The organism is Actinoplanes oblitus, assembly GCF_030252345.1.
Lineage (GTDB): Bacteria > Actinomycetota > Actinomycetes > Mycobacteriales > Micromonosporaceae > Actinoplanes > Actinoplanes oblitus.
On record NZ_CP126980.1, the window covers coordinates 8,463,365 to 8,483,864 of the forward strand.

16 protein-coding genes are annotated in these 20,500 nt (G+C 72.0%); 1 reads left to right on the top strand and 15 read right to left on the bottom strand.

What is annotated here, in order from left to right:
• Positions 1 to 50: 50 nt before the first annotated feature.
• Complete coding sequence (locus tag Actob_RS37545; protein ID WP_284916726.1) at positions 51 to 371, top strand: STAS domain-containing protein; 321 nt, start codon at positions 51 to 53, stop codon at positions 369 to 371.
• Here the strand turns inward: Actob_RS37545 and Actob_RS37550 are convergent.
• From Actob_RS37550 to Actob_RS37620, 15 genes are all read right to left on the bottom strand, one after another.
• Positions 352 to 3,873, bottom strand: a complete 3,522-nt coding sequence (locus tag Actob_RS37550; protein ID WP_284916727.1) for a SpoIIE family protein phosphatase — start codon at positions 3,871 to 3,873, stop codon at positions 352 to 354. The genes Actob_RS37545 and Actob_RS37550 overlap by 20 nt on opposite strands.
• A 77-nt stretch (positions 3,874 to 3,950) precedes the next feature.
• Positions 3,951 to 4,691 carry a gamma-glutamyl-gamma-aminobutyrate hydrolase family protein gene (locus Actob_RS37555; RefSeq protein ID WP_284916728.1) on the bottom strand — a complete coding sequence of 247 codons (741 nt, stop codon included), beginning with the start codon at positions 4,689 to 4,691 and terminating at the stop codon, positions 3,951 to 3,953.
• Between the two features lie 16 nt (positions 4,692 to 4,707).
• Positions 4,708 to 5,397 (bottom strand): gamma-glutamyl-gamma-aminobutyrate hydrolase family protein, encoded by a 690-nt coding sequence (locus Actob_RS37560; RefSeq protein WP_284916729.1) that lies wholly within the window; start codon positions 5,395 to 5,397, stop codon positions 4,708 to 4,710.
• A 178-nt stretch (positions 5,398 to 5,575) separates the two neighbouring features.
• Entirely contained in the window at positions 5,576 to 6,340 is a 765-nt protein-coding gene (locus Actob_RS37565) for a 3-oxoacyl-ACP reductase (protein ID WP_284916731.1), read from the bottom strand.
• Positions 6,341 to 7,702, bottom strand: a complete 1,362-nt coding sequence (locus tag Actob_RS37570; RefSeq protein WP_284916732.1) for an aldehyde dehydrogenase family protein — start codon at positions 7,700 to 7,702, stop codon at positions 6,341 to 6,343.
• Positions 7,703 to 7,718: 16 nt separating this feature from the next.
• A complete protein-coding gene (locus Actob_RS37575; RefSeq protein ID WP_284916733.1) occupies positions 7,719 to 9,065 on the bottom strand; it encodes a glutamine synthetase family protein in 1,347 nt (448 codons plus the stop codon).
• 12 nt (positions 9,066 to 9,077) lie between these two features.
• Positions 9,078 to 10,634 carry an amino acid permease gene (locus Actob_RS37580; RefSeq protein WP_284916734.1) on the bottom strand — a complete coding sequence of 519 codons (1,557 nt, stop codon included), beginning with the start codon at positions 10,632 to 10,634 and terminating at the stop codon, positions 9,078 to 9,080.
• A gap of 1,071 nt (positions 10,635 to 11,705) precedes the next feature.
• A complete protein-coding gene (locus tag Actob_RS37585) occupies positions 11,706 to 12,764 on the bottom strand; it encodes an ABC transporter permease (RefSeq protein ID WP_284916735.1) in 1,059 nt (352 codons plus the stop codon).
• Positions 12,761 to 13,654: an ABC transporter ATP-binding protein gene (locus Actob_RS37590; RefSeq protein ID WP_284916736.1), complete on the bottom strand. Its 894-nt coding sequence runs from the start codon at positions 13,652 to 13,654 to the stop codon at positions 12,761 to 12,763. The genes Actob_RS37585 and Actob_RS37590 overlap by 4 nt, the downstream gene beginning before the upstream one ends.
• Positions 13,655 to 13,715: 61 nt before the next feature.
• Entirely contained in the window at positions 13,716 to 14,375 is a 660-nt protein-coding gene (locus tag Actob_RS37595) for a response regulator (RefSeq protein WP_284916737.1), read from the bottom strand.
• Entirely contained in the window at positions 14,372 to 15,658 is a 1,287-nt protein-coding gene (locus Actob_RS37600) for a sensor histidine kinase (protein WP_284916739.1), read from the bottom strand. Before Actob_RS37600 ends, Actob_RS37595 begins: the two co-directional genes overlap by 4 nt.
• Before the next feature lie 11 nt (positions 15,659 to 15,669).
• Positions 15,670 to 16,080, bottom strand: coding sequence for a MerR family transcriptional regulator (locus Actob_RS37605; RefSeq protein WP_284916740.1), 411 nt, complete (start codon positions 16,078 to 16,080; stop codon positions 15,670 to 15,672).
• Positions 16,081 to 16,846: 766 nt separating this feature from the next.
• Positions 16,847 to 17,431 (bottom strand): TetR/AcrR family transcriptional regulator, encoded by a 585-nt coding sequence (locus Actob_RS37610; protein WP_284922468.1) that lies wholly within the window; start codon positions 17,429 to 17,431, stop codon positions 16,847 to 16,849.
• Positions 17,432 to 17,446: 15 nt separating this feature from the next.
• Positions 17,447 to 19,579 (bottom strand): YhgE/Pip domain-containing protein, encoded by a 2,133-nt coding sequence (locus Actob_RS37615; RefSeq protein ID WP_284916741.1) that lies wholly within the window; start codon positions 19,577 to 19,579, stop codon positions 17,447 to 17,449.
• The gene (locus tag Actob_RS37620; protein ID WP_284916742.1) at positions 19,576 to 20,493 is read right to left on the bottom strand and encodes an ABC transporter ATP-binding protein; all 918 of its coding nucleotides are present in this window, start codon (positions 20,491 to 20,493) and stop codon (positions 19,576 to 19,578) included. The genes Actob_RS37615 and Actob_RS37620 overlap by 4 nt, the downstream gene beginning before the upstream one ends.
• Positions 20,494 to 20,500 lie beyond the last annotated feature (7 nt).

The following is a 20,500-nucleotide window of genomic DNA, read 5'->3' on the forward strand; positions in this document are numbered from 1 at the left end:
GACCGGAGCCATCCTTGCCGCCCGCGGACCCACTGTGAAATCGTGTTCTGGTGGATCTAGACGGCCAGGACCCGACTTTCTCGGCCACCGGCGCCGTGGACGGCGACCGGGTCACCGTCACGGTGACCGGCGAGGTGGACATGGCCACCGCCGACGCCCTCTTCGAGGCGGCCACCCCGGCCGGCGTCCGCGGCGCGACGATCGACCTGCGCGCCGTGACCTTCTTCGACTCGGCGGCCATCCACACCCTGATCCGGCTGGCCGAGCGGTTCCCGGGGACGCTGCGGGTGATGCCGTCCGGCCGGGTCCGCCGGGTGCTGGACATCTCCGGCCTGAGCGGTCAGCCCTGGCTCAAGCCGGATCAGGACTGAGCGGCCGGCGCAGGGTGACAGCGGTCCCCGCCGGGGACCGGTGCACCGACAGCTCGGTCAGCGCCCCGATCAGCGCCAGCCCCCGCCCGCGGAAACCGGCGTCGGAGGCCGGCCGCCACCGCCCGGTGTCCCGCACGGTGACCACTATCGCCGCCGCCTCCACCGAGGTCGCCACCTCGATCACCGGCTCGGCCGGGTCGATCGGGTGCTCGATCGCGTTCGCCGCCGCCTCGGAGACCGCCACGGTCAGGTCGAACACGTCCGGCTCCGGCACGCCGTGCCCGGCCAGGAAGTCCTCCAGCCGTTTGCGCAGCACGCTGAGCCGGTTCGGGTCGGCGGGCAGCCGCATGACCAGCTCGCGCGGATCGGTGGCCTCCAGCGCGATCAGCGCGATGTCGTCCCGGCGGGCCTGCCGGGCGGCCTTGGCCAGCAGCGCGTCCAGCAGGTCCTCGACGTGCTCGGTGGGCCTGGCCACCTCGGCGGTCAGCTCGGCCAGGCCGGTGTCGATGCCCTGCTTGCGGTCCTCGATCAGCCCGTCGGTGTAGAGCAGCAGCCGGTCGCCGAACGCCAGCCGGGCCTCCCGGGTCGGATAGGGCACGTCGCCGAGCGCCCCGATCGGCGGGCCGAGCGCCACCTGGTGGAGGAACGTCCCCGGCTCGCCGGGGGTGACCCGGATCGGCGACGGGTGCCCGGCCGAGGAGTAGCTCAGCACCCGGGTGCCCGGGTCGAACCGCACCACCAGCACGGTGGCGAACTGCCGCCGGCCCAGCGTGTCCACCAGGCGGTTGAGGCGGCTCAGGGCCGATCCGCAGTCGAAACCCTCCAGGACGTACGCCCGGAGCGCGTTCCGCAGCTGTCCCATGGTGGCGGCGGCCTGCACGCCCTTGCCCACCACGTCCCCGATGACCAGGTACAGCTGGCCGTCCGGGCCGGCGATCACGTCGTACCAGTCGCCGCCCACCCGGGCCTCGCTGCTGCCCGCGACGTACCGGCTGGCCACCACCGCGCCGGGGACCCGGGGCAGCGACTGCGGGAGCAGGCTGTGCTGCAGCGTCCGGGCGATCCGGTGCTCGCTCTCGTAGAGCCGCGCGTTGGCCAGCCGCAACCCGACCAGCCGGGCCAGCTGGGTGAGCAGCTCCGGCTCGACCGGCCCGCCCGGCCCGGACCAGACGCGCAGCTCGCCGAGGGCGGTGCCGGCCGTGTCCGGCAGCGGCAGCACCAGGTCGGGCTCGGTGCCGGCCGCGGCGCCGCCGTCCCGCTCGGCCCGGGCGTCCGGTGCGGCCACCACCACCCGGCCTGCCGAGGTCATCGCCAGCACGTGCCGGGCCGCCAGGTCGAGCACCTCGGCGGTGCCGGCCACCGCGTTCAGCGCGACAGCGGCGTCGACCAGCCCGCCCAGCCGGCTGACCGTGGCCCGGCGCAGCTGGCCCAGCTCCAGGTTGGCGCGCACCCGGGCGGTCAACTCCCGGGTGGAGAACGGCTTGACCAGGTAGTCGTCGGCGCCGGCGGCCAGGCCCTCGACGGCTGACTCCTCGCCAGCCCGGGCGGAGAGCACCACGATCGGGACGTCCCGGGTACCCGGGTCGGCGCGCAGTGCGGCGATCAGCCCGAAGCCGTCCAGCCGGGGCATCATGATGTCGGTCAGCACCAGGTCGAACTGGCGTTCCCGGGCCAGTTCCAGCGCCGCCGCCCCGTCCACCGCGCCGACCACCTGCCAGTACGGGCTGAGCAGCCGGCTCACGTGTTCCCGCAGGTCGGCGTTGTCGTCGGCGAGCAGGATCCGGCCGGCGCCGGCCGCACCCACCACCGGCCCGGTGCCGCCGCCGGTGCCGTCCCCGGTCCACCAGACCGCCTCGTCGACCCAGGGCCGCGGGTCGGTGGCGCCGGACGGGGCCGGTTCGTCGCTGACCCGGTCGGCCGGCAGGTGCGCGGCGCCGAACGGGATCCGGACCAGGAACTCGCTGCCGGTCCCCGGCTCGCTGCGCACCGAGACCGAGCCGCCGTGCAGCCCGGCCAGCTCGCGGACCAGGGCCAGCCCGATGCCGGTGCCCTCGTGGCTGCGCGACCAGGCCCCGGTGACCCGGTGGAAGCGGTCGAACAGCAGCGGCTGCTCGGCCGCCGGGATGCCCACCCCGGTGTCCCGTACGACGAGTTCGGCGTGCTCACCGGTCACCCGGACGTGCACCTCGACGCGCCCCTGGCGGGTGAACTTCACGGCGTTCGAGAGCAGGTTGAAGACGATCTTCTCCCACAGTTCGTGGTCGACGTACACCCGGACCGGTGACGGCGGCGTCTCGATCACCAGATCCAGCCCGGCCCGCTCGGTGGCCGGGCGGAACGAGCCGGCCAGCCGCGCGGTGTGCGCCGCCAGGTCGGTGGGCCGGTAGACGGCGCGCAGCCGGCCGGACTCCAGCCGGGAGAAGTCCAGCACCGTGTTGACCAGCTTGAGCAGGCGCAGGCCGTTGCGGTGCAGCGGGAGCAGCCGGTCGCGCAGCCCGGGACCGGCCGCCGCGTCCTCGATCAGGTCCTCCAGCGGGCCCAGGATCAGGGTCAGCGGGGTACGGAACTCGTGGCTGACGTTGGAGAAGAAGTCGGTCTTGGCCCGGTCCAGGGCGGCCAGCTCGGCGGCCCGGCGGCGCTCCTGCTCGTAGGCCCGGGCGTTGGCGACCGCCCGGGAGATCTGCGCCGCGGCCAGCTCCAGGAAGTCGCGGTAGCCGCCCTCCAGCCGGAGCAGCCGGCTGACGCCGACCACCAGCGCGCCGACCGTGTCGGTGCCCACCCCGATCGGCAGCACCAGCGCCTCGTCCGCGGCGTTCACCGGTGGATCGGTCAGCTCCCGCAGCGGGAGCCGGGAACGGCGGGCCGCCGCCGGGTCGTCCAGGATCAGCCGGGCGAACGGCACGTCCGCCGGGTTCTCCCCGAGCACCGCCACCGCCTCGGCGGCCAGCACGGCCGGCTCGGACAGGTCGGCCAGCCGCCGGCCGAGCGCGGAGAGGGTACGCACCCGCCGCTCGCCGAGCACCCGCCCGGTGGTCTCGGTGACGATGCACATCGTCCCGGTGACCGAGCCGTCCGCGCCCCGGACCGGGTCGTACGAGATGTCGAAGTACGTCTCCTCCAGGAAGCCGTACCGGTCGAGGGTGAAGAGCATGTCGTCGGCGTAGAACGCCTCGTCGGTCTCGGCCACCCGGCGCAGCAGACCGCCGATCAGGTCCCACGCCTCGGCCCACAGCTCGCGGCCCGGCCGGCCCAGATAGGCCGGGTGCTTGGCGCCGACCACCGGGATGTACGCGTCGTTGTAGACGACCACGTGCTCCGGGCCCCAGAAGATGCAGATCTGGGTCTTCGAGGCGAGCGCCGTGAGCACCGCGTCGACCAGCTCCGGCGGCCACTGCCCCGGGTCACCGGCCGGCGAGGCGGACCAGTCGAGCTCGGCCATCCGGCGGCCCATCTCGCCGCCGCGCTCGAAGGCGGTGCGCAGGCGAGCCGGAAGGGCGCCCATCGAAGCCTCCCGTGGGGGTCGGTGACCGGGAGCCCGGCCCGGACGCACGTTAACACCGGCCCGCCGGAGCCGCCCGGTCACACGGCGGCGGCGACTTCCCGGGTCAGCGAGGCGGCCCGGGCGAGGGCGGCGAACACCCGCAGGTCCGCGGTGCGCTCCGGGTGCCACTGCACGCCGAGCGCGAAACTCCGCCCGGGGTGCTCGATGATCTCCACGACCCGGTCGTCCGGGCACCAGCCGGTCGCCACGAACTCGCCCGGATCGGCCACCGCCTGGTGGTGGAACGAGTTCACCGTGGTGTGCCTGCCGAACAGCTCGTGCGCCCGCGAGTTCTCGGCGGTCACCACGTCGTGCCGGCCGTAGTCGCCGGCCCCCGCGGCGAGCGGGTCGGTGCCGGCCGCGGCGCGGTGCCGGTCGTGCCCGATCACGTCGGGCAGGTGCTGGTGCAGCGAGCCCCCGGTGGCCACCGCCATCACCTGGTGTCCCCGGCAGATCCCGAGCACCGGCAGGTCGGCGTCGAGCGCGGCGCGCATCAGCATCAGCTCGGCGGCGTCCCGCTCGGCGTCCACCTCGGTGCTCGGGTGCGGCTCGGCGCCGTAGTGCGCCGGGTCGATGTCGGCGCCGCCGGTGAAGACGATCCCGTCCAGGGCCTCCAGCACGTCGGTCCCCGGGTCGTCGGGGGTGATCAGCACGGCTCGTCCGCCGGTGGCGTGCACCGCTCTCACATACGTCATCGGGAGCATCCCGGCCATCATGTCGTTGCGGCCGTAGTGCACCTGCTGGGCGTACGCGGTGAGGCCGATCAGCGGTCTGCGCATGGGGGTGTGGTCCTCCTCAGCTCCGTTCGGCCGCCGCCACCAAGGCGCCGAAGATCCGTTTGTCGCGGCCCACCTCGGGATGCCACTGCACGCCGAGCAGGAAGCGCCGGCCCGGGTCCTCGACCGCCTCGGGCAGGCCGTCCTCGGCCCGTCCGGTGACGATCAGCTCTCCGGGGTCGGCGACACCCTGGTGGTGGAAGCAGTTGATGGTCAGGTCCTCGCCCATCAATCCGGCGATCCGGCTGCCCGGGGTGAAGACCGCCTCGTGCCGGCCGTAGGCCCCGGGCCCGGGGCGGTGCCGCTGGTGGCCGAGCACGTCGGGCAGGTGCTGATGCAGCGACCCGCCGGCCGCGGCGACCAGTAGCTGCATGCCCCGGCAGACGCCGAGGACGGGCAGGTCACTGTCGAGAGCCGCGTGCACCAGCCGTATTTCGGCTTGGTCCCGTTCCGGGTGGGTTGCGGTGTGCATGCCCGGTTCGGCGCCGTACAAACGCGGCGAGATGTCCGGGCCGCCGGCGAGCACCAGGCCGTCCAGCGCCCGGAGCACGTCGGCGTCCAGGTCGTCCGGGGGCAGCAGCACCGCCCGGCCGCCGGCCAGGGTGACCGCCGCGGGGTAGTCGGTGGGGACGAAAGTGGTGGGGAGATCACGCCACACGCCCCAGGACGCGGGCATCTCGTACGTCGTTATCCCGATGATCGGACGCATCGCACCACCGTAGCCACCGCCCGCCGGTTCGCCTCGCACAGGCGCGCGGCGCCGGTGATCCGGCGCCGCGCGACGGGCCCCTTCCGACCTGCCTCAGACGAGGAGCGATGCCCGCCTGAACAGGGATTCGACCCCTGTAGTAGAGATCCCGTTCCCCGGGCGGCCGGTGGTTAAACGTCTACAGCGGGGTGACATACGCGCCGGTGATGCCACCGTCGACCACGAACTGCGAAGCGGTCATGAACGACGCGTCGTCGCTGGCCAGGAACGCCACCGCGGCGGCGATCTCGGCCGGTTCGGCGAACCGGCCCATCGGCACGTGCACCAGGCGGCGGGCGGCCCGTTCCGGGTCCTTGGCGAACAGCTCCATCAGCAGCGGGGTGGCCACCGGGCCGGGGCAGAGCGCGTTGATCCGGATGCCCTCCCGGGCGAACTGCACGCCCAGCTCCCGGGTCATCGCCAGCACCCCGCCCTTGCTCGCGGTGTACGCGATCTGCGAGGTCGCCGCCCCGAGCAGGGCCACGAACGAGGCGGTGTTGATGATCGAGCCCGTGCCCTGCCGCCGCATGTGCGGGATCGCGTACTTGCAGCAGAAGAAGACGCTCGTCGTGTTGACCTTGATCACCCGCTCCCACGCGTCCAGGCCGGTGACCAGGATCGAGTCGTCGTCCGGCGGCGAGATGCCGGCGTTGTTGAAGGCGATGTCGACCCGGCCGTGCCGCTCCACGACCCCGTCGAAGAGCGCCTTGACCTGCTCCTCGTCGCTCACGTCGCAGGCCACGAACTCGCCGCCGACCTCCTCGGCGACCGATTTGCCCGCGTCGGCGGAGATGTCGACGCAGACCACGAAGGCACCCTCGGCGGCGAACCGCCGGGCGGTGGCCAGCCCGATCCCGCTGCCGGCGCCGGTGATCACGGCCACCCGGTCCTGAAGACGCTCCACTTATGCCCCCATCGAGATGAACACGTTCTTGACATCGGTGAACGACAGCAGCGCGTCCGGACCCAGCTCGCGGCCGAGGCCGGACTGCTTCATCCCGCCGAACGGGGTCCAGTACCGCACCGACGAGTTGCTGTTGACGCTCAGCGCGCCGGTCTCCACCGCTCGGGAGACCCGCAGGGCGCGGCCGACGTCGCGGGTCCAGATCGAGCCGGAGAGGCCGTACTCGGTGTCGTTGGCCAGCCGGATCGCCTCGGCCTCGTCGCGGAACGGGAGCACGCTGACGACCGGGCCGAAGATCTCCTCGCGCCAGTGCCGGTCGGCGGGCGAGCCGGCGAGCAGGACGGTCGGCGGGAACCACCAGCCGTCGGTGAGGCCGGCGGAGCCACGGAAGGCCACGTCGACGCCGTCCACATAAGACGCCACCGCGTCCCGCTGACCGGAAGAGATCAGGGGACCCATTTCCGACATCTCATCGGACGGGTCCATCACCCGAAATTTCGTGACCGCCGGCTCCAGCAGGGCGAGGAACTTGTCGTACACCGAGGCCTCGACCAGCAACCGCGACCGGGCGCAGCAATCCTGACCCGCGTTGTCGAAGACCGCGCCGGGCGCGGCGGCCGCCGCGGCCTCGAGATCGGCGTCCGCGAAGATCACGTTGGCGCTCTTGCCGCCCAGTTCCAGGGTCACCCGTTTGACCTGTTCCGCACACCCCGCCATGATCGACTTTCCGACCTCGGTGGAGCCGGTGAAGCAGACCTTGCGGACCGCCGGATGCGTGACGAACCGCTGCCCGACCACACTCCCCTTGCCCGGCAGCACCTGGAAGACACCCTCCGGCAGCCCCGCCTCCAGGGCCAGCTCGCCGAGCCGGATCGCGGTCAGCGGGGTGAGTTCGGCCGGCTTGAGCACCACCGTGTTGCCGGCCGCCAGCGCCGGCGCGAACCCCCAGCCCGCGATCGGCATCGGGAAGTTCCACGGCACGATGATGCCGACCACGCCGAGCGGCTCGTGGAACGTCACGTCCAGGCCGCCGGGCACCGGGATCTGCCGGCCGGACAGCCGCTCCGGCGCGCCGGCGTAGTAGTTCAGCACGTCCCGGACGTTGCCGGCCTCCCAGCGCGCGTTGCCGATGGTGTGACCGGCGTTGCGCACCTCCAGCCGGGCCAGCTCCTCCAGGTGGTCGTCGACCACCGTGGCGAAACGGCGCAGCAGCCGCGCCCGGTCGCCGGGCGCCACCGCGCGCCACCCCTCGAACGCCGTCCGGGCCCGGTCGATGGCCGCGTCGGTCGCGGCCAGGTCCAGCGACGGCACGGTCGTGAAGACCCGCCCGTCGGCCGGGTTGATCACATCAGTAGTCCGCACGCCAAGATCCTCACACTCAGAGGCGTTCGAATCCACGACGCAGTTCCCAGTCGGTCACCGCGGCGTCGAACGCGGCCAGCTCCACCCGGCCCATGTTGGCGTAGTGCGCCACCACATCGGGCCCGAACGCCGCCTCCGCCACCTCCGAGGCGGCCCAGAGGTCGGTCGCCTCGCGCAGCGTCCCGGGCACCCGCCCGGCGGACGAGTCCAGGTACGCGTTGCCGGTGAACTCGTCCTCCAGCGACAGCTCCGACTCGATCCCGTGCACCGCCCCGGCCACCAGCGCGGCGATCGCCAGGTACGGGTTCACGTCCCCGCCCGGCACCCGGTTCTCCACCCGCATGCCCTGCCCGTGCCCGGCGATCCGCAGCGCACAGGTCCGGTTGTCCACCCCCCAGCGCAGTGCCGTCGGCGCGAACGATCCCGGCTGGTACCGCTTGTACGAGTTGATGTTCGGCGCGAACAGCAGGCTGAACTCGCGCATCGTGGCGAGCAGTCCAGCGATCGCCCGCTGCCCGGTCACGCTCAGGTGGGCCGGCCCGTCGCCGAGCATCGCCGACCGGTCGTCCGCCCCGCGCAGCGAGAAGTGGATGTGGCAGGAGTTGCCCTCCCGCTCGTTCGGCTTCGCCATGAAGGTCAGCGCCATGCCCTCCTGGGCGGCGATCTCCTTGGCCCCGTTCTTGTAGATCACGTGGTGGTCGGCGGCGGCCAGCGCGTCGGCGTACCGGAAAGCGATCTCATGCTGACCGAAATTGCACTCGCCCTTGGCGCTCTCCGGGAGCAGCCCCGCGCCGTACATGTCGTTGCGGATCCGGCGCAGCAGCGGCTCGACCCGCGCCGTCCCGAGCAGCGAGTAGTCCACGTTGTACTGATTGGCCGGGGTCAACCCGCGATAGCCCAGGGCGTGCGCGTGCTCGTAGGTGTCCCGGTAGAGCACGAACTCCAGCTCGGTCCCGGCGAAGGCGGTCAACCCGTGCGCCGCCAGCCGCTCCAGCTGGCGGCGCAGGATCTGCCGCGGCGACGCCGGCACCGGCGCCCCCGCCGTGTCGAACAGGTCGGCCAGCACCAGCGCGGTGCCCGGCTGCCAGGGCACCGGGCGCAGCGTGCCGAAGTCCGGCCGCATCACGAAGTCGCCGTACCCGGTGGACCAGGAGGACATCTCGTACCCGTCCACGGTGTTCATGTCGACATCCACCGCGAGCAGGTAGTTGCAGCCCTCGCTGCCGCCGCCGACCACCTCGTCCATGAAGTACCGCCCGTGCAGCCGCTTGCCCTGCAACCGGCCCTGCATGTCGGTCAGCGCCAGCAGCACCGTGTCGATGCTGCCGTTGCCGACCGCGACGTCGAGGTCCTCGAGATCCATGTGTCAGTCCTATCAGTCGTTGGCCGCCGGCATGGTCTGCTCGCCGTGCGCCGCCTTCTCCAGCAGGTTGGAACGCGGTCCGGTGAACCACTTCCGGGCGCTCGCGAACCACCAGATCGTCGCGCCGCCGAGCACCACGGCCACCGCGAAGATCGTGTAATTGAAGTTCTTCGCCGTGATCGGACCGGCGGTCGGCAGCACGAACAGCACGCAGATGACCCCGACCCAGACGATCGCGGTCCAGCCGACCACGGCGCTCCACCGGCCGAGGTGCCACGGGCCGGGCTGGAACCCGGTGTCGCGGCGGCGCAGGAAGACCGGGCCGACGTACGCGATGTACAGCCCGATCACCGCGATCGAGGTGGCCGCCAGGTACGCCGTGGTGTTCCAGAGCGACGGCAGCACCAGGAGCGTGGAGATCGTCACGCACAGCCAGATCGAGTTGGTGGGGGTGCCGGTCCGCGGGTTGACCTTCTTCCACAGCCGGGAGCCGGGCAGCGCGCCGTCCCGGGCGAACGCGTACGACATCCGGGAGTTCGCGGTGACCGAGGCCATCCCGCAGAACCACTGCGCCACCATGCAGATGAACAGCAGGAACGTGCCGGTGTCGTGGCCCGCCGCGTCGATGAAGATCTGCGCCGGCGGCAGCCCCAGCGAGGTGGTCGCCGACCCCTCGTAGTCCTGGATGGACCAGGTGATCGCGAACAGCAGGACGAAACCGGCGAGCACCGAGACCACCACCGACATCACGATGCCCCGCGGCGCCGCGTTCGCCGCGTCGTGCGTCTCCTCCGCCACGTGCGCCGACGCGTCGTACCCGGTGTAGGTGTACTGCGCCATCAACAGTCCGATCAGGACGGCGTAGACGGTCGCCCCGGTGAAGTCGAACCCGGTCGCGTTCCGCACCTCGAAGAACACCTCGGAGATCGGCTTGTGCTGGTCCGGCAGCACGGCCAGCAGCACCACGATCACCGCGACACCGATCAGGTGCCACCACGCGCTGACGTCGGAGAGCACCCGCACCAGGTTCACGCCGAAGGTGTTCAGCAACCCGTGCACCACGATGATGACCAGGAAGATCAGGAAGGTCCGCGGCGTGGTGACGGTCATGTCGAAGGTCAGGCTGAGGAACGCCGCAGTGGTGATCGCCGCGCCGAAGTCGATGGCCGCGGTCACCGCGACCTCGCCGAGGAAGTTGAACCAGCCGATGAACCAGGCCCACGCGGCCTTGTTCCGCTTGGCCAGCGCGGCGGCCCACCAGTAGAGCGCGCCGGCCGTCGGATAGGCCGAGCACACCTCGGCCATCGCCAGCGCCACCAGGGTGACCATGCCACCCACGAAGAGCCAGCCCAGCGTGATGGCCATCGGCCCGCCGGCGTTCATCGCGATGCCGTAGGAGGTGATCGCGCCGGCCAGGATCGAGATGATCGAGAAGGAGACGGCGAAGTTGGAGAAGCCGGAGAGCCGGCGGTGGAGTTCCTGCTTGTACCCGAGTTGTGCCAGTCGTTCCTCGTCGGTACCGGGGCCGGCTGGTTCATTGTTCCTGTTGACGGCTGGTTCAGTGCTCATGTGCGAGCTCCCTTGCCGAAGGTGTGACGTGAGCCACGGGTATCGGTGATGATCGCTCCGCTGTGTTACGGCCGTCAATGATCAGCGTTAATTGCGTTGCCGGTTGTCCTGCCCGGTGCGAACCTTGGTGCCAACGGGACGTTCGCGAAGCTCTCGGCAAGCTCCTTACGTCCAGGTTGTCGACAACCTTCCCGCGGTGGTGCGGGGCGCGGTCACCTCTCTCTTCCCGCACGCGGCCCCGCCGCGAGCGCCCGCCCCGCACCATCGCCATCCTGCTTCCCCGCACCACTCGCCGCCCGCCACTCGCCGCTCTCCCCCGCTCCGCCGCTCTCCCCCGTTCTCCCGCAGTCGTTCCTCCCCGCCGTTCCCTCCCGGCCAGCCATTCCCCCGGCCAGCCATTCCCCCGGCCCGCCGTTTCCTTCCGGCCGCGCGCCCTTACTGACCCAGTGGCCCTCTCCTCAGACCGCTTGTTCACCGGCCGGTTAAACCCATTTTGTACGTTCTACGCAGACTCCCCGTGGCTAAGCGCCAGGCACGCTTCCCGTCCGGGCCGCGAGGCCCCGCCGGGCTGATGCGTCCCGTCACGGTCCAGGCAGCCCGCCCAGCCCGTCCACATCAGCCGGACTGCGGTGCCGGCTGGCCGTCACGGTGGCCTCCAGACCCCTGACACCACCGTGACCACCAGCCCCAAGCACCGGCTGGCCGTGGCGGTGGCCTCCGCACCTCCGACACCACCGTGAGCACCAGCCCGAAAGCACCGGCTGGTCGTGGCGGTGGCTTCCAGACCCCTGACACCACCGTGACCACCAGCCCCAAGCACCGGCTGGTCGTGGCGGTGGCCTCCAGACCCCTGACACCACCGTGAGCACCAGCCGCACGATGCCGGCTGGCTGTGACGGTGGTCTCGACTTCCCTGACAGCACCGTGAGCGCCAGCCGGCGTTTGTGGAACGGGGCTCGGCGTACTGGGGCCGGTGACCATCCCGGGGAGCTTCCGGGGTCGTCGGCCCGGGGCATGCAGAACGCCCGCTCCCCGTGGCCGGGGAGCGGGCGTCCGGGCGTACCGAAGGAATCAGGCCTTGCGGAGAGCGGCCAGGAACGAGGTCTTGACCTGGGTCCGCAGCAGTGACCCGGAGTAGATCCGGGCGCCGATCGCGAGCAGTACCGCCGCGGTCACCACCAGCAGCAGCAGCGCCACCACCGGCTCCCAGAGCGCGACATCCCCGTTGAACAGCCGGATCGGCATGGCCAGCGGCGACGAGAAGGGCACGAAGGAGAGCACCTTCATCGCCACGCCGTCCTTCGGCACACTGACCGCGAGGAAGAACGGGATCAGGACCAGCATCTGCGCCGGCATCGTGGTGCTGGCCAGCTCCTCCTGGCGGGAGGCGAGCGCGCCGACCCCGGCCCACAGCGAGGCCAGCATCAGGAAGCCGAGCACGAAGAACGGCAGGAACCAGCCGATCGCCGGGGCCACCGCGTTGAGCAGTCCGGGCGCCGCGTCGGCGAGGGTCATCCCGACGACGGCGACCACCGCGAGCAGGGCCACCTGGGCGAACGCCAGCAGGGTCAGCGCCGCCACCTTGCCGGCCAGCAGGGCCCGGATCGGGACGCTGGAGACCAGGATCTCCACGATCCGGGTCTGCTTCTCCTCGACCACGCTCTGCGCGATCTGCATGCCGAAGGTGAACGAGGTGAAGAAGAACAGCATCGCGAACGCCAGCGGCACCAGCACCCGGGCGACCTCCTGCACCTCGCTGGGCTCCAGCAGCTTCACCTGCGGCTCGGTGCTGAGCGCACGGACCACGTCGTCCGGGTTCTCGTCCAGGCCGACCACCACCGGGCCGGGCAGCACCGCCGCGTCCACCTCGCCGTCGCGGACCAGCCGCTCCGCGGTGGCGGTGTCCGGCACCTGCCGCACCCGCATCCCCTCCGCCTGCTGGAGCACGCTCACCGAGGCGGGGTCGGTGACCGCGACGGTCGTCGGCCCGCCGTTGATCAGGGACGGCAGCACTATCGACGCCAGCACGATGACCAGGAAGATCGCCGTGCTGTAGAGGAAGGCCTTGTCGCGCAGCTTGACCCGGAGCTCCCGGGCGGCGACCAGTTTGACGGCGTCGAAGGTGCTCACTGGATGACCTCTCGGAAGATCTCGGCGAGGGACGGGCGGACCGGGCCGAACGCGTGCACCGGCCCCCGGGCCAGCGCGGCTCTCAGGATCACCTGATCGTCGGCCCCGGGGTCGAGGTCGAACGTCGCGTGCCGGCCGTCCAGGTCGATCAGGGTGACGCCGGGCTCGTCGCGCAGCCAGCCGGCGTCCCCGCCGACCTCGACCTGGTAGCGCGGCTGGGTGAACTGGTCGCGCAGCGTGGCCCGGTCGCCGGCCGCCCGGATGGTGCCGTCCGCGATGATCACCAGGTCGTCGCAGAGCCGCTCGACCAGCTCCAGCTGGTGGCTGGAGAAGAGCACCGCGGCACCCGAGGCGGCCCGCTCGCGCAGCACCCCGAGCACGTTCTCCACGGCGATCGGGTCGAGGCCGGAGAACGGCTCGTCGAGCACCAGCAGCTCCGGGTCGTGCACCAGCGCGGCGGCGATCTGCGCCCGCTGCTGGTTGCCCAGCGACAGTTTCTGCACGTGGTCGTTGGCGCGCTCGGCCAGCTCCAGGCGCTCCAGCAGGGCCGTCGTCCGGCGGCGGGCCTCGGCCGCGCCGAGCCCGTGCAGCCGGCCCAGGTAGACGAGCTGCTCCAGCACGCTCATCTTCGGGTAGAGGCCGCGCTCCTCGGGCATGTAGCCGAACCGCTGCCGGGTCTCCCGGGTGAGCTGCTGGCCCCGCCAGGTCACCGTGCCCGCGTCGGCGGCCAGAACCCCGAGGATGATCCGCATGGTGGTGGTCTTGCCGGCGCCGTTGGCGCCGACGAATCCGGTCAGCCGACCGGCCGTGACGGTGAACGACACGTCCTTGAGGACCTGCCGCTCCCCGAACGACCGGTTGACCGCGTCGACGGTGAGGACGGTGTTCATGGGGTCAACGCTAGAGATCACGGCCGCTCACGGCGTCCGGCGCGCGACGGACCACGGCGGGTCATTCGCGCGACGGACGGACCACCCCCATCTCGTACGCGAGGACCACGGCCTGCGTACGGTCGCGCGCCCCGAGCTTCATCAGCACCCGGCTGACGTGCGTCTTCACCGTCGTCTCGCCGAGGTGCAGGGCCGCCGCGATCTCCGCGTTGGTGGCCCCGCCGGCCAGCTGGACCAGCACCTCGTGCTCGCGCGGGGTGAGCTCGTCGAGTCGCACGCCCGGCTCCGGGGCCCGCTGGCGTGGCGCGCTGAACTCGGCGATCACCCGCCGGGTCACCGCCGGGGCGAGCAGCGCGTCGCCGGCCGCGATCACCCGGACCGCCTCGGTCAGCGCCTCCGGGCTGCCGTTCTTCAGCAGGAACCCGCTGGCCCCGGCCTGCAGCGCGGCGAACAGGTAGTCGTCGCGGTCGAAGGTGGTCAGGATCAGCACCGACGGCCCGCCCTCGGCGGTGATCCGCCGGGTCGCCTCCAGGCCGTCCATCACCGGCATCTCCACGTCCATCAGCACGACGTCGGGCCGCAGCCGCAGCGCCAGCTCGACCGCCCGGGCGCCGTCCGCGGCCTCGCCGACCACGCTGATCCCGTCCTCCATCTCGAGGATGACCCGGAACCCGGAGCGGACCAGCAGATGGTCGTCCGCGAGGAGGACCCGGATGCTCACGCGGCGCTCCCGATCGTCGTCGGCGCGTAGGGCAGCCGGGCCCGCACCCGGAACCCGCCCCCGCCGCGCCGCCCGTGCTCCAGGGTGCCGTCGTGCACCGCCACCCGTTCCCGCATCCCGATCAGCCCCATCCCGCTGCCCCGCTCGCCGGTCCCGCCCCGGCCGTCGTCGGTGACGTCCAGCTCCAGCTCGCCGGCCAGATAGCGGACCCGGATGTCCAGCGTGGCGGCGTGCGCGTGCTTGAGCGTATTGGTCACCGACTCCTGCACGATCCGGTAGGCCGCCTGGGAGAGCGAATCGGGCAGCGGGGCCGGGTCGCCGTACGTACCGAAATGCACCTCGAGCCCGGCCTCCCGGGCCCGTTCGGCGATCTCCTCGATCCGGTCGATCCCGGCCCCCGGTGTCGCCGCGGCCTGCGGGCCGCTGGCGCGCAACGCGCCCAGCATGCGGCGCAGCTCGTCGACGGCGGTACGCGCGCCGTGCTCGACGGCGGTGAGCGCGGTGACCGCCTTCGCCGGGTCCTTGTCGAGCGCCCGGCGGCAGGCGGACGCCTGGATGCCCATCACCGAGACGTGGTGGGCGACCACGTCGTGCAGCTCCCGGGCGATCCGCACCCGCTCGTCCAGGACGGCCCGGCCGGCCGCCGCCTCCTGGGCCGCGCGCAGCTGCTCGGCCTGCTGCTCCAGCTGGTGCTGGCGCCACACGCCGCGCCAGGCCGCGTCGCCCATCAGGTAGGTGAAGCCGAAGTAGACGATGTTCTGCAGGTAGGCGATGAAGACCGCGGCCCACAGCCGGGGCAGCCAACCGGCGGCGTCGGCGACACCGGAGTACATCGCCGCCAGCACGGCGTCGTGGTACAGCGCGAACGAGAGGGTCAGCCAGCCGAACATCACCGCCACGATGATCAGCCGCAGGATCCGGGCGCGCTGCCGATCCCGGCCCCAGGCGCCGAGCGTGTAGATCGCCGAGAACAGCGCGTAGTTGGCGACGATCTGCTCCTCGGTGGAGCGGACCTGCCCGGCGATGAAGACCACCGAGATCACCACGGCGACCGCGTCGGGGTACCGGCGGCGCCAGGCCAGCGGCAGCGTGGTCGCCACCGCCCAGAAGATCTCCTCGGCGAACGCCGGATTGCGGTGGCTGTGGTGGTACCCGGTGCTGCGCAGCAGATAGAGGCTGACCACGGCGAGGGCGGCGACCCCCAGCCCGGTCCACAGATCGTTCCGGCGCTGCTCGCGGGTGGGTCCCGGCCGCCGCCATTCTTCGACGTTCCACGATGGCATACGGAGAACGATTACATGTTCCGCCGCTCGGTGGTATCTCGCCGGTCCCGCGCCGGGACGCCGGCATCCCGGCGCGCGGTGACGCCTCGCCGGGTCTGTGTCGGGATGCTGGCGTCCTCGCCGGGACCGAGCTTGCCGCCCAGCTCGCGGATCCGCCGGTGCGCGGCGGCCAGCCGGTCCTCCAGCGTGACGATCCGGACCGCCGCGGCGAGCAGGAAACCCTCGTCGAGCAGCACGCGTACCCGGGCGGCCAGGTCCAGCTGGTGCCGGGAGTACCGCCGGTGCCCGCCGGCCGAGCGGCCCGGCTCGATCAGGCCGGTGCCGTCGAGACTGCGGAGGAAGGCCGGGGTCACGCCGATCAGCTCGGCGGCCCGGCCCATCGTGTACGCCGGGAGGTCGGCGTCGGCCGCGTTCCTGGGCATGGTCCCCTCATGCACAGAGTCCAGGGCCCCGGCGGGTAACCGGGGCCCTGGCTTTTCAATTCTGTTGCCGACTCTACTGGCCGGCGGATGTGGTCGACCGGCTGCGTGCCGCTAGCAGTCGACCGGAGTGATGGGCATCGGCTGCGATCACCTCTTGTCGGGTCGGGGACGTCGTGACTTCGCGTTGCTGCGGTATCTCGTCCTCCTTAACCAAACTCAGCGTCTGTGCCAGTTGCGATGCCGGCCGTAGCCGACCCCACGAACATATGCCTGTTCGGCGCCGATTTCTAGAGTCGCCGCTGTAGATTTTTTAGCCCGACCCGCGAGCTGACCTGCGGCAACGCAAGAAACCGTCAATCCCTGCAAGAAGATCGGCTGGATCTTGCCGCGACCCGGCAAACCATGCCCGGCTCCTTCGCCGCCGTCCGCTCAAGCCTTCCAGGACCCGCTTTCGGTACGCCACGAGCGCCCCGCCGCACGGAAATCCCGCCATTCCCTTTCACGCCTCGGTCTGACCGATTCCGCCCGCCGCGGGCCACCCTCCGAAGCCCGTCACCCAAAGCCCGCCGCCCGAGACCCGTCGCCCGAGACCCTCGGGTGACCGGACCGGGTCGCGGGCTGGGCGGGCCGCATGAACAGTGCGGGGACGCATCAGCCCGGCGGTGCCTCGCGGTCCGGACGGACGGCGGGCCTGGCGCTGTAGCCACGGGAGTCTGCCCAGAACGTACAAAATGGGATTGAAAGGAAGGAAAGCCGGAAGGAGCGGTCAGGCGACGCGCCTGACGATCGCCAGCAGGGACTCCTCGACGTCCTCGATCGGGCGGTCCGGCTGGAAGACCAGCCAGTCCACGGCGACCACCAGGCCGACGCCGAACAGAGCCGACGAGGCCACCCGGACGTCCAGGTCGGCCGGCAGGTCGCCGGAGTCGACGCCGGCCTGGACGGTCTCGGCGATCACCCCGATCGCCTCGGCGCGGAGCAGGACCAGGGTCTGCTGCCACTCCCGGTTGGTCCGCCACATCTCGGAGAGCAGCAGCTGGGCGAAGGCCTGGTAGCGCTTGATGAACTCCAGCTGGGCGCGGATCAGGGCGCGCACCGCCTCGCGCGGCGGCAGGTCCGCCACGGCGGCGCGGAACTCCGCGGTGAGCAGGCCGACCCCGTGCCGGAGCAGCTCCTCGAAGAGGTCGGTCTTGGATTTGAAGTTGTAGTAGACGGTGCCCTTGGCGACCTTGGCGCGCAGCGCGATGTCGTCCACGGTGGTCGCTGAGAAACCCTGCTCGGCGATCAGCTCCACCGCGGCCTCGTAGAGTCGCTGCCGGGTGTCCTCGCGCCGGCGGCTCCGCCCGTCCATCGCCACGAGCACAGGTTAAAGGACCAGCTCGGGGTGCAGGTCCCCGGTGCGCATCCGGCGCTGCCGGCCGGCGACCAGCGTGGTGAGCAGCAGCGCGATCACACCGAAGCCGGCCAGCACCAGGGCGCCGTGCACGACCGGGCCGGCGCCGCCGCCGTCGATCGCGTGCCGCATCGCCTCGACCACGTAGGTCATCGGCAGCAGCGGGTGGATAGCCTGGAAGATCCTCGGCGTGGTCTGCACCGGGTAGGTGCCGCCCGACGAGGTGAGCTGGAGCATCAGCAGGACCAGCGCGATGATCCGGCCGGGCGCGCCGAGCGCGGCGCCGATCAGCTGCATGATCGCGGCGAACACCGCGGCGGTGCCGAGCAGCAGGCCGAGGCTCGCCCACTGGTGCACCGGGGACAGCCCGAGACCGAATCTGACCACCACGAACAGCAGCGCCGCCTGGACCAGCCCGATCAGCACGCCGGGCAGCAGACCGGCCAGCGCCACCCGGTGCGGGGGCCCGCCGGACATCAGGTGACGCCGGTTCAGCGGGCGCAGCAGCATGTAGTTGATCATCGCGCCCACCCAGAGGGCCAGCGCCAGGAAGTACGGCGCGAAGCCCACGCCGTAGGTGCCGGCCGGGTTGCGCACCACCCGGTCCAGGCTCACCGGGTCGGCCAGGATGCCGGAGCGGGCCGACGCGTCGTCGTACGCGGGGATCTGGTCGGCGCCGTCGGCCAGCTTGCCGGCCAGCTCGCCCGCACCGTCCTGCAGGTCGGCCAGACCGTCCGCGATCCGGTGCCCGCCGGTGGAGAGCTTGCCCAGGCCGGAGTTGATCGCGCGGGCGCCGGTGGCCAGCTGGAAGACGCCGTCGCGCAGGTTGGCGGCGCCGTCAGCGGTCTGCCCGAGGCCGGTCTTCAGCCGCTTCGCCCCGGAGGCGAGCTGGTTCAGGCCGTCGGCCAGCCGGTCGACCCGGCCGCGGGCGCGGGCCACGTCGTCGGCCAGGTGCGGTGCGTCGTCGGCGACCGAGCGGGCGGTCTTCGCCACCTCGCGGAGCCGGTCGCGCAGCCCGTCCAGGTCGGCGGCGCGTACCCCGTTCCGGATCCGCACGGCGTCCCTGACCAGCTGGTTGGCCAGGTGCTTCGCCCTGGTCAGGCCGGGGGTGTCGGCAGGCATCCGGTTCAGCGCGGCGCGCAGCTCCCGGGCGTTCCGGACCGCCTGGTCGGCGGCGGTGTCGATGGCGCCGACGTTCGAGGCGAGCAGGTCGGCGCCGCGGGCCACCCGGTTCGCCGCGTCCTCGATGGTCTGCGCGTTCTGGCGGAGCAGCGGCTCGACCTTGTCGGCGGCGCCGTCGACCGCGGTGGCCAGCTGACGACCGCCGGCCGCGGCCCGCGCGGTGCCCGAGGCCAGCTCGCCGGCGCCGTCCTCCAGCTGGTACAGCACGTCGGCGAGCCGGTCCGCGCCGCGTCCGGCGGTGCCCAGCTTGCCGGCCAGTTTCCCGGTGGAGTCGTGCGCCTTGTCGATCCCGGCGCTCTCCTTGGCCATCGCGCCGTGCAGGGTGCCGGCGCCGTCGGTGATCTCCCCGGCACCGTCGGCGGCCTTCTGGGTCTGCGCCTTCAGGTCGGTGAAACCGATCAGCATCTTGTCGTAGTACTTCGCCGAGGCGCCGGCCGAGGCGGCCGCGCGGACCTCGTCGAAGGCGGTGCGGGCGAAGACCCCGGAGAGGTAGTTGGTGGCGTCGTCGCTGACCGCGCTGAGCCGCGCGTTCTCCGGGGTGGCGCCGGCCTTCGGCGCCGTCGCGAGATCACTGGAGAAGTCGGCCGGGATGCGCAGCATGATCTGGTACTTGCCGTCGCGCACGCCCTTCTCGGCGGTCGGCGCGTCGACCTGGTCCCAGTCGAAGACCTGCCGGTCGATCAGCTCGCGGGCCAGGTCCTGCCCGGCGTGCACGGGTTTGCCGTCCTGGTCGGTGGCCGGGCGGTCCTCGACCACCAGGGCGGCCGGGATGTGGTTGAGGTGGCCGTAGGGATCCCAGAAGGCGTAGAGATAGAGCGCGCCGTAGAGCAGCGGGACGACGGCGAGGACGGCGAGCGCGGCGGCGGTGAGGCGGCTGCGCAGGAAGCGGCGGATCTCCAGGCCCGCCAGTGCGAAGGCTTTCACTGTTTGCCCCGTTCCTCGTTCGCGCCGGCCTGGTCTGTCACTTCTTCTCGCTCCGGTTCCTTCTCTTCCGCTTCCTCTTGCTCCGGCTCCTCTTGCTCCGGTTCTTCTTTCTTTGGCTCCTCTTGCTCCGGTTCTTCCTGCTCCGGTTCGCCTTGCTCCGGTTCTTCTTGCTCGGCTTCGACCGCTTCCGCCGCCGGCTCCGCCTCGGATGCCGGTGCCGGTCCGGGCTGGGGCGTGCTCTCCACGACGGCCCGGCCCGGCTCGCCGGTCTGCGGATCGCTCAGGTGCACCACCCGGGTGACTCGTGACGGATCCACCTCCCGCGCGGTGACCAGAACCGTCACCCCGTTGCCGGCGAGCTCGCCGAGCATCTCCCACAGCTCGGCCCGCTCCCGCTCGTCCAGGCCGGCGTCCACCCCGTCCAGCGCGATCACCGCGGGCCCCGCCAGGCCCGCCAGGACCAGACCGAGGACCTGCTTCTGGTACGGCGTCAGGTCGCGCCCCCGCAAGCCCGGGTCGAGCCCGCGCAACGGCACCGCGCCGGCCTCCCGCCGTGGCCGCCCGAGCAGCGCGAGCCGCTCCTCGACGTGCTCCCGGACGGTGAACACCGGCTCCGGGTCATTGACACCCGTCACATGGGCGAGTGCCGCCGTACCGGACAGGGAAAGCGTGCCCTCGGACAACCGCAGCCGGCGCGCGAGCATCAGCAGCGTGCTGGTCCGGCCGCTGCCGGGCGGACCGACCACGGCGACCGTCTCGCCGGGCTCGACCGTCAGGTCGAGGCCACGCACCAGCCAGCGCCGGTGGTGCCGGACCCCGGCGCCCCTCGCGCTCAGCACCGACATGATCGCTCCTCGTTTAGACTGACTGGTCAGTTCAAAAACATACCCGGGTTTCCGGCGGTGATAATTCACAGGTGGT

Excerpts from the sequence above, each read along its gene's own strand:
- Actob_RS37605 (WP_284916740.1), bottom strand. The coding sequence starts at position 16,080 with ATGCCCAGGAACGCGGCCGACGCCGACCTCCCGGCGTACACGATGGGC.
- Actob_RS37560 (WP_284916729.1), bottom strand. The coding sequence starts at position 5,397 with ATGCGTCCGATCATCGGGATAACGACGTACGAGATGCCCGCGTCCTGG.
- Actob_RS37550 (WP_284916727.1), bottom strand. The coding sequence starts at position 3,873 with ATGGGCGCCCTTCCGGCTCGCCTGCGCACCGCCTTCGAGCGCGGCGGC.
- Actob_RS37580 (WP_284916734.1), bottom strand. The coding sequence starts at position 10,634 with ATGAGCACTGAACCAGCCGTCAACAGGAACAATGAACCAGCCGGCCCC.
- Actob_RS37575 (WP_284916733.1), bottom strand. The coding sequence starts at position 9,065 with ATGGATCTCGAGGACCTCGACGTCGCGGTCGGCAACGGCAGCATCGAC.
- Actob_RS37610 (WP_284922468.1), bottom strand. The coding sequence starts at position 17,431 with ATGGACGGGCGGAGCCGCCGGCGCGAGGACACCCGGCAGCGACTCTAC.
- Actob_RS37600 (WP_284916739.1), bottom strand. The coding sequence starts at position 15,658 with ATGCCATCGTGGAACGTCGAAGAATGGCGGCGGCCGGGACCCACCCGC.
- Actob_RS37590 (WP_284916736.1), bottom strand. The coding sequence starts at position 13,654 with ATGAACACCGTCCTCACCGTCGACGCGGTCAACCGGTCGTTCGGGGAG.
- Actob_RS37555 (WP_284916728.1), bottom strand. The coding sequence starts at position 4,691 with ATGCGCAGACCGCTGATCGGCCTCACCGCGTACGCCCAGCAGGTGCAC.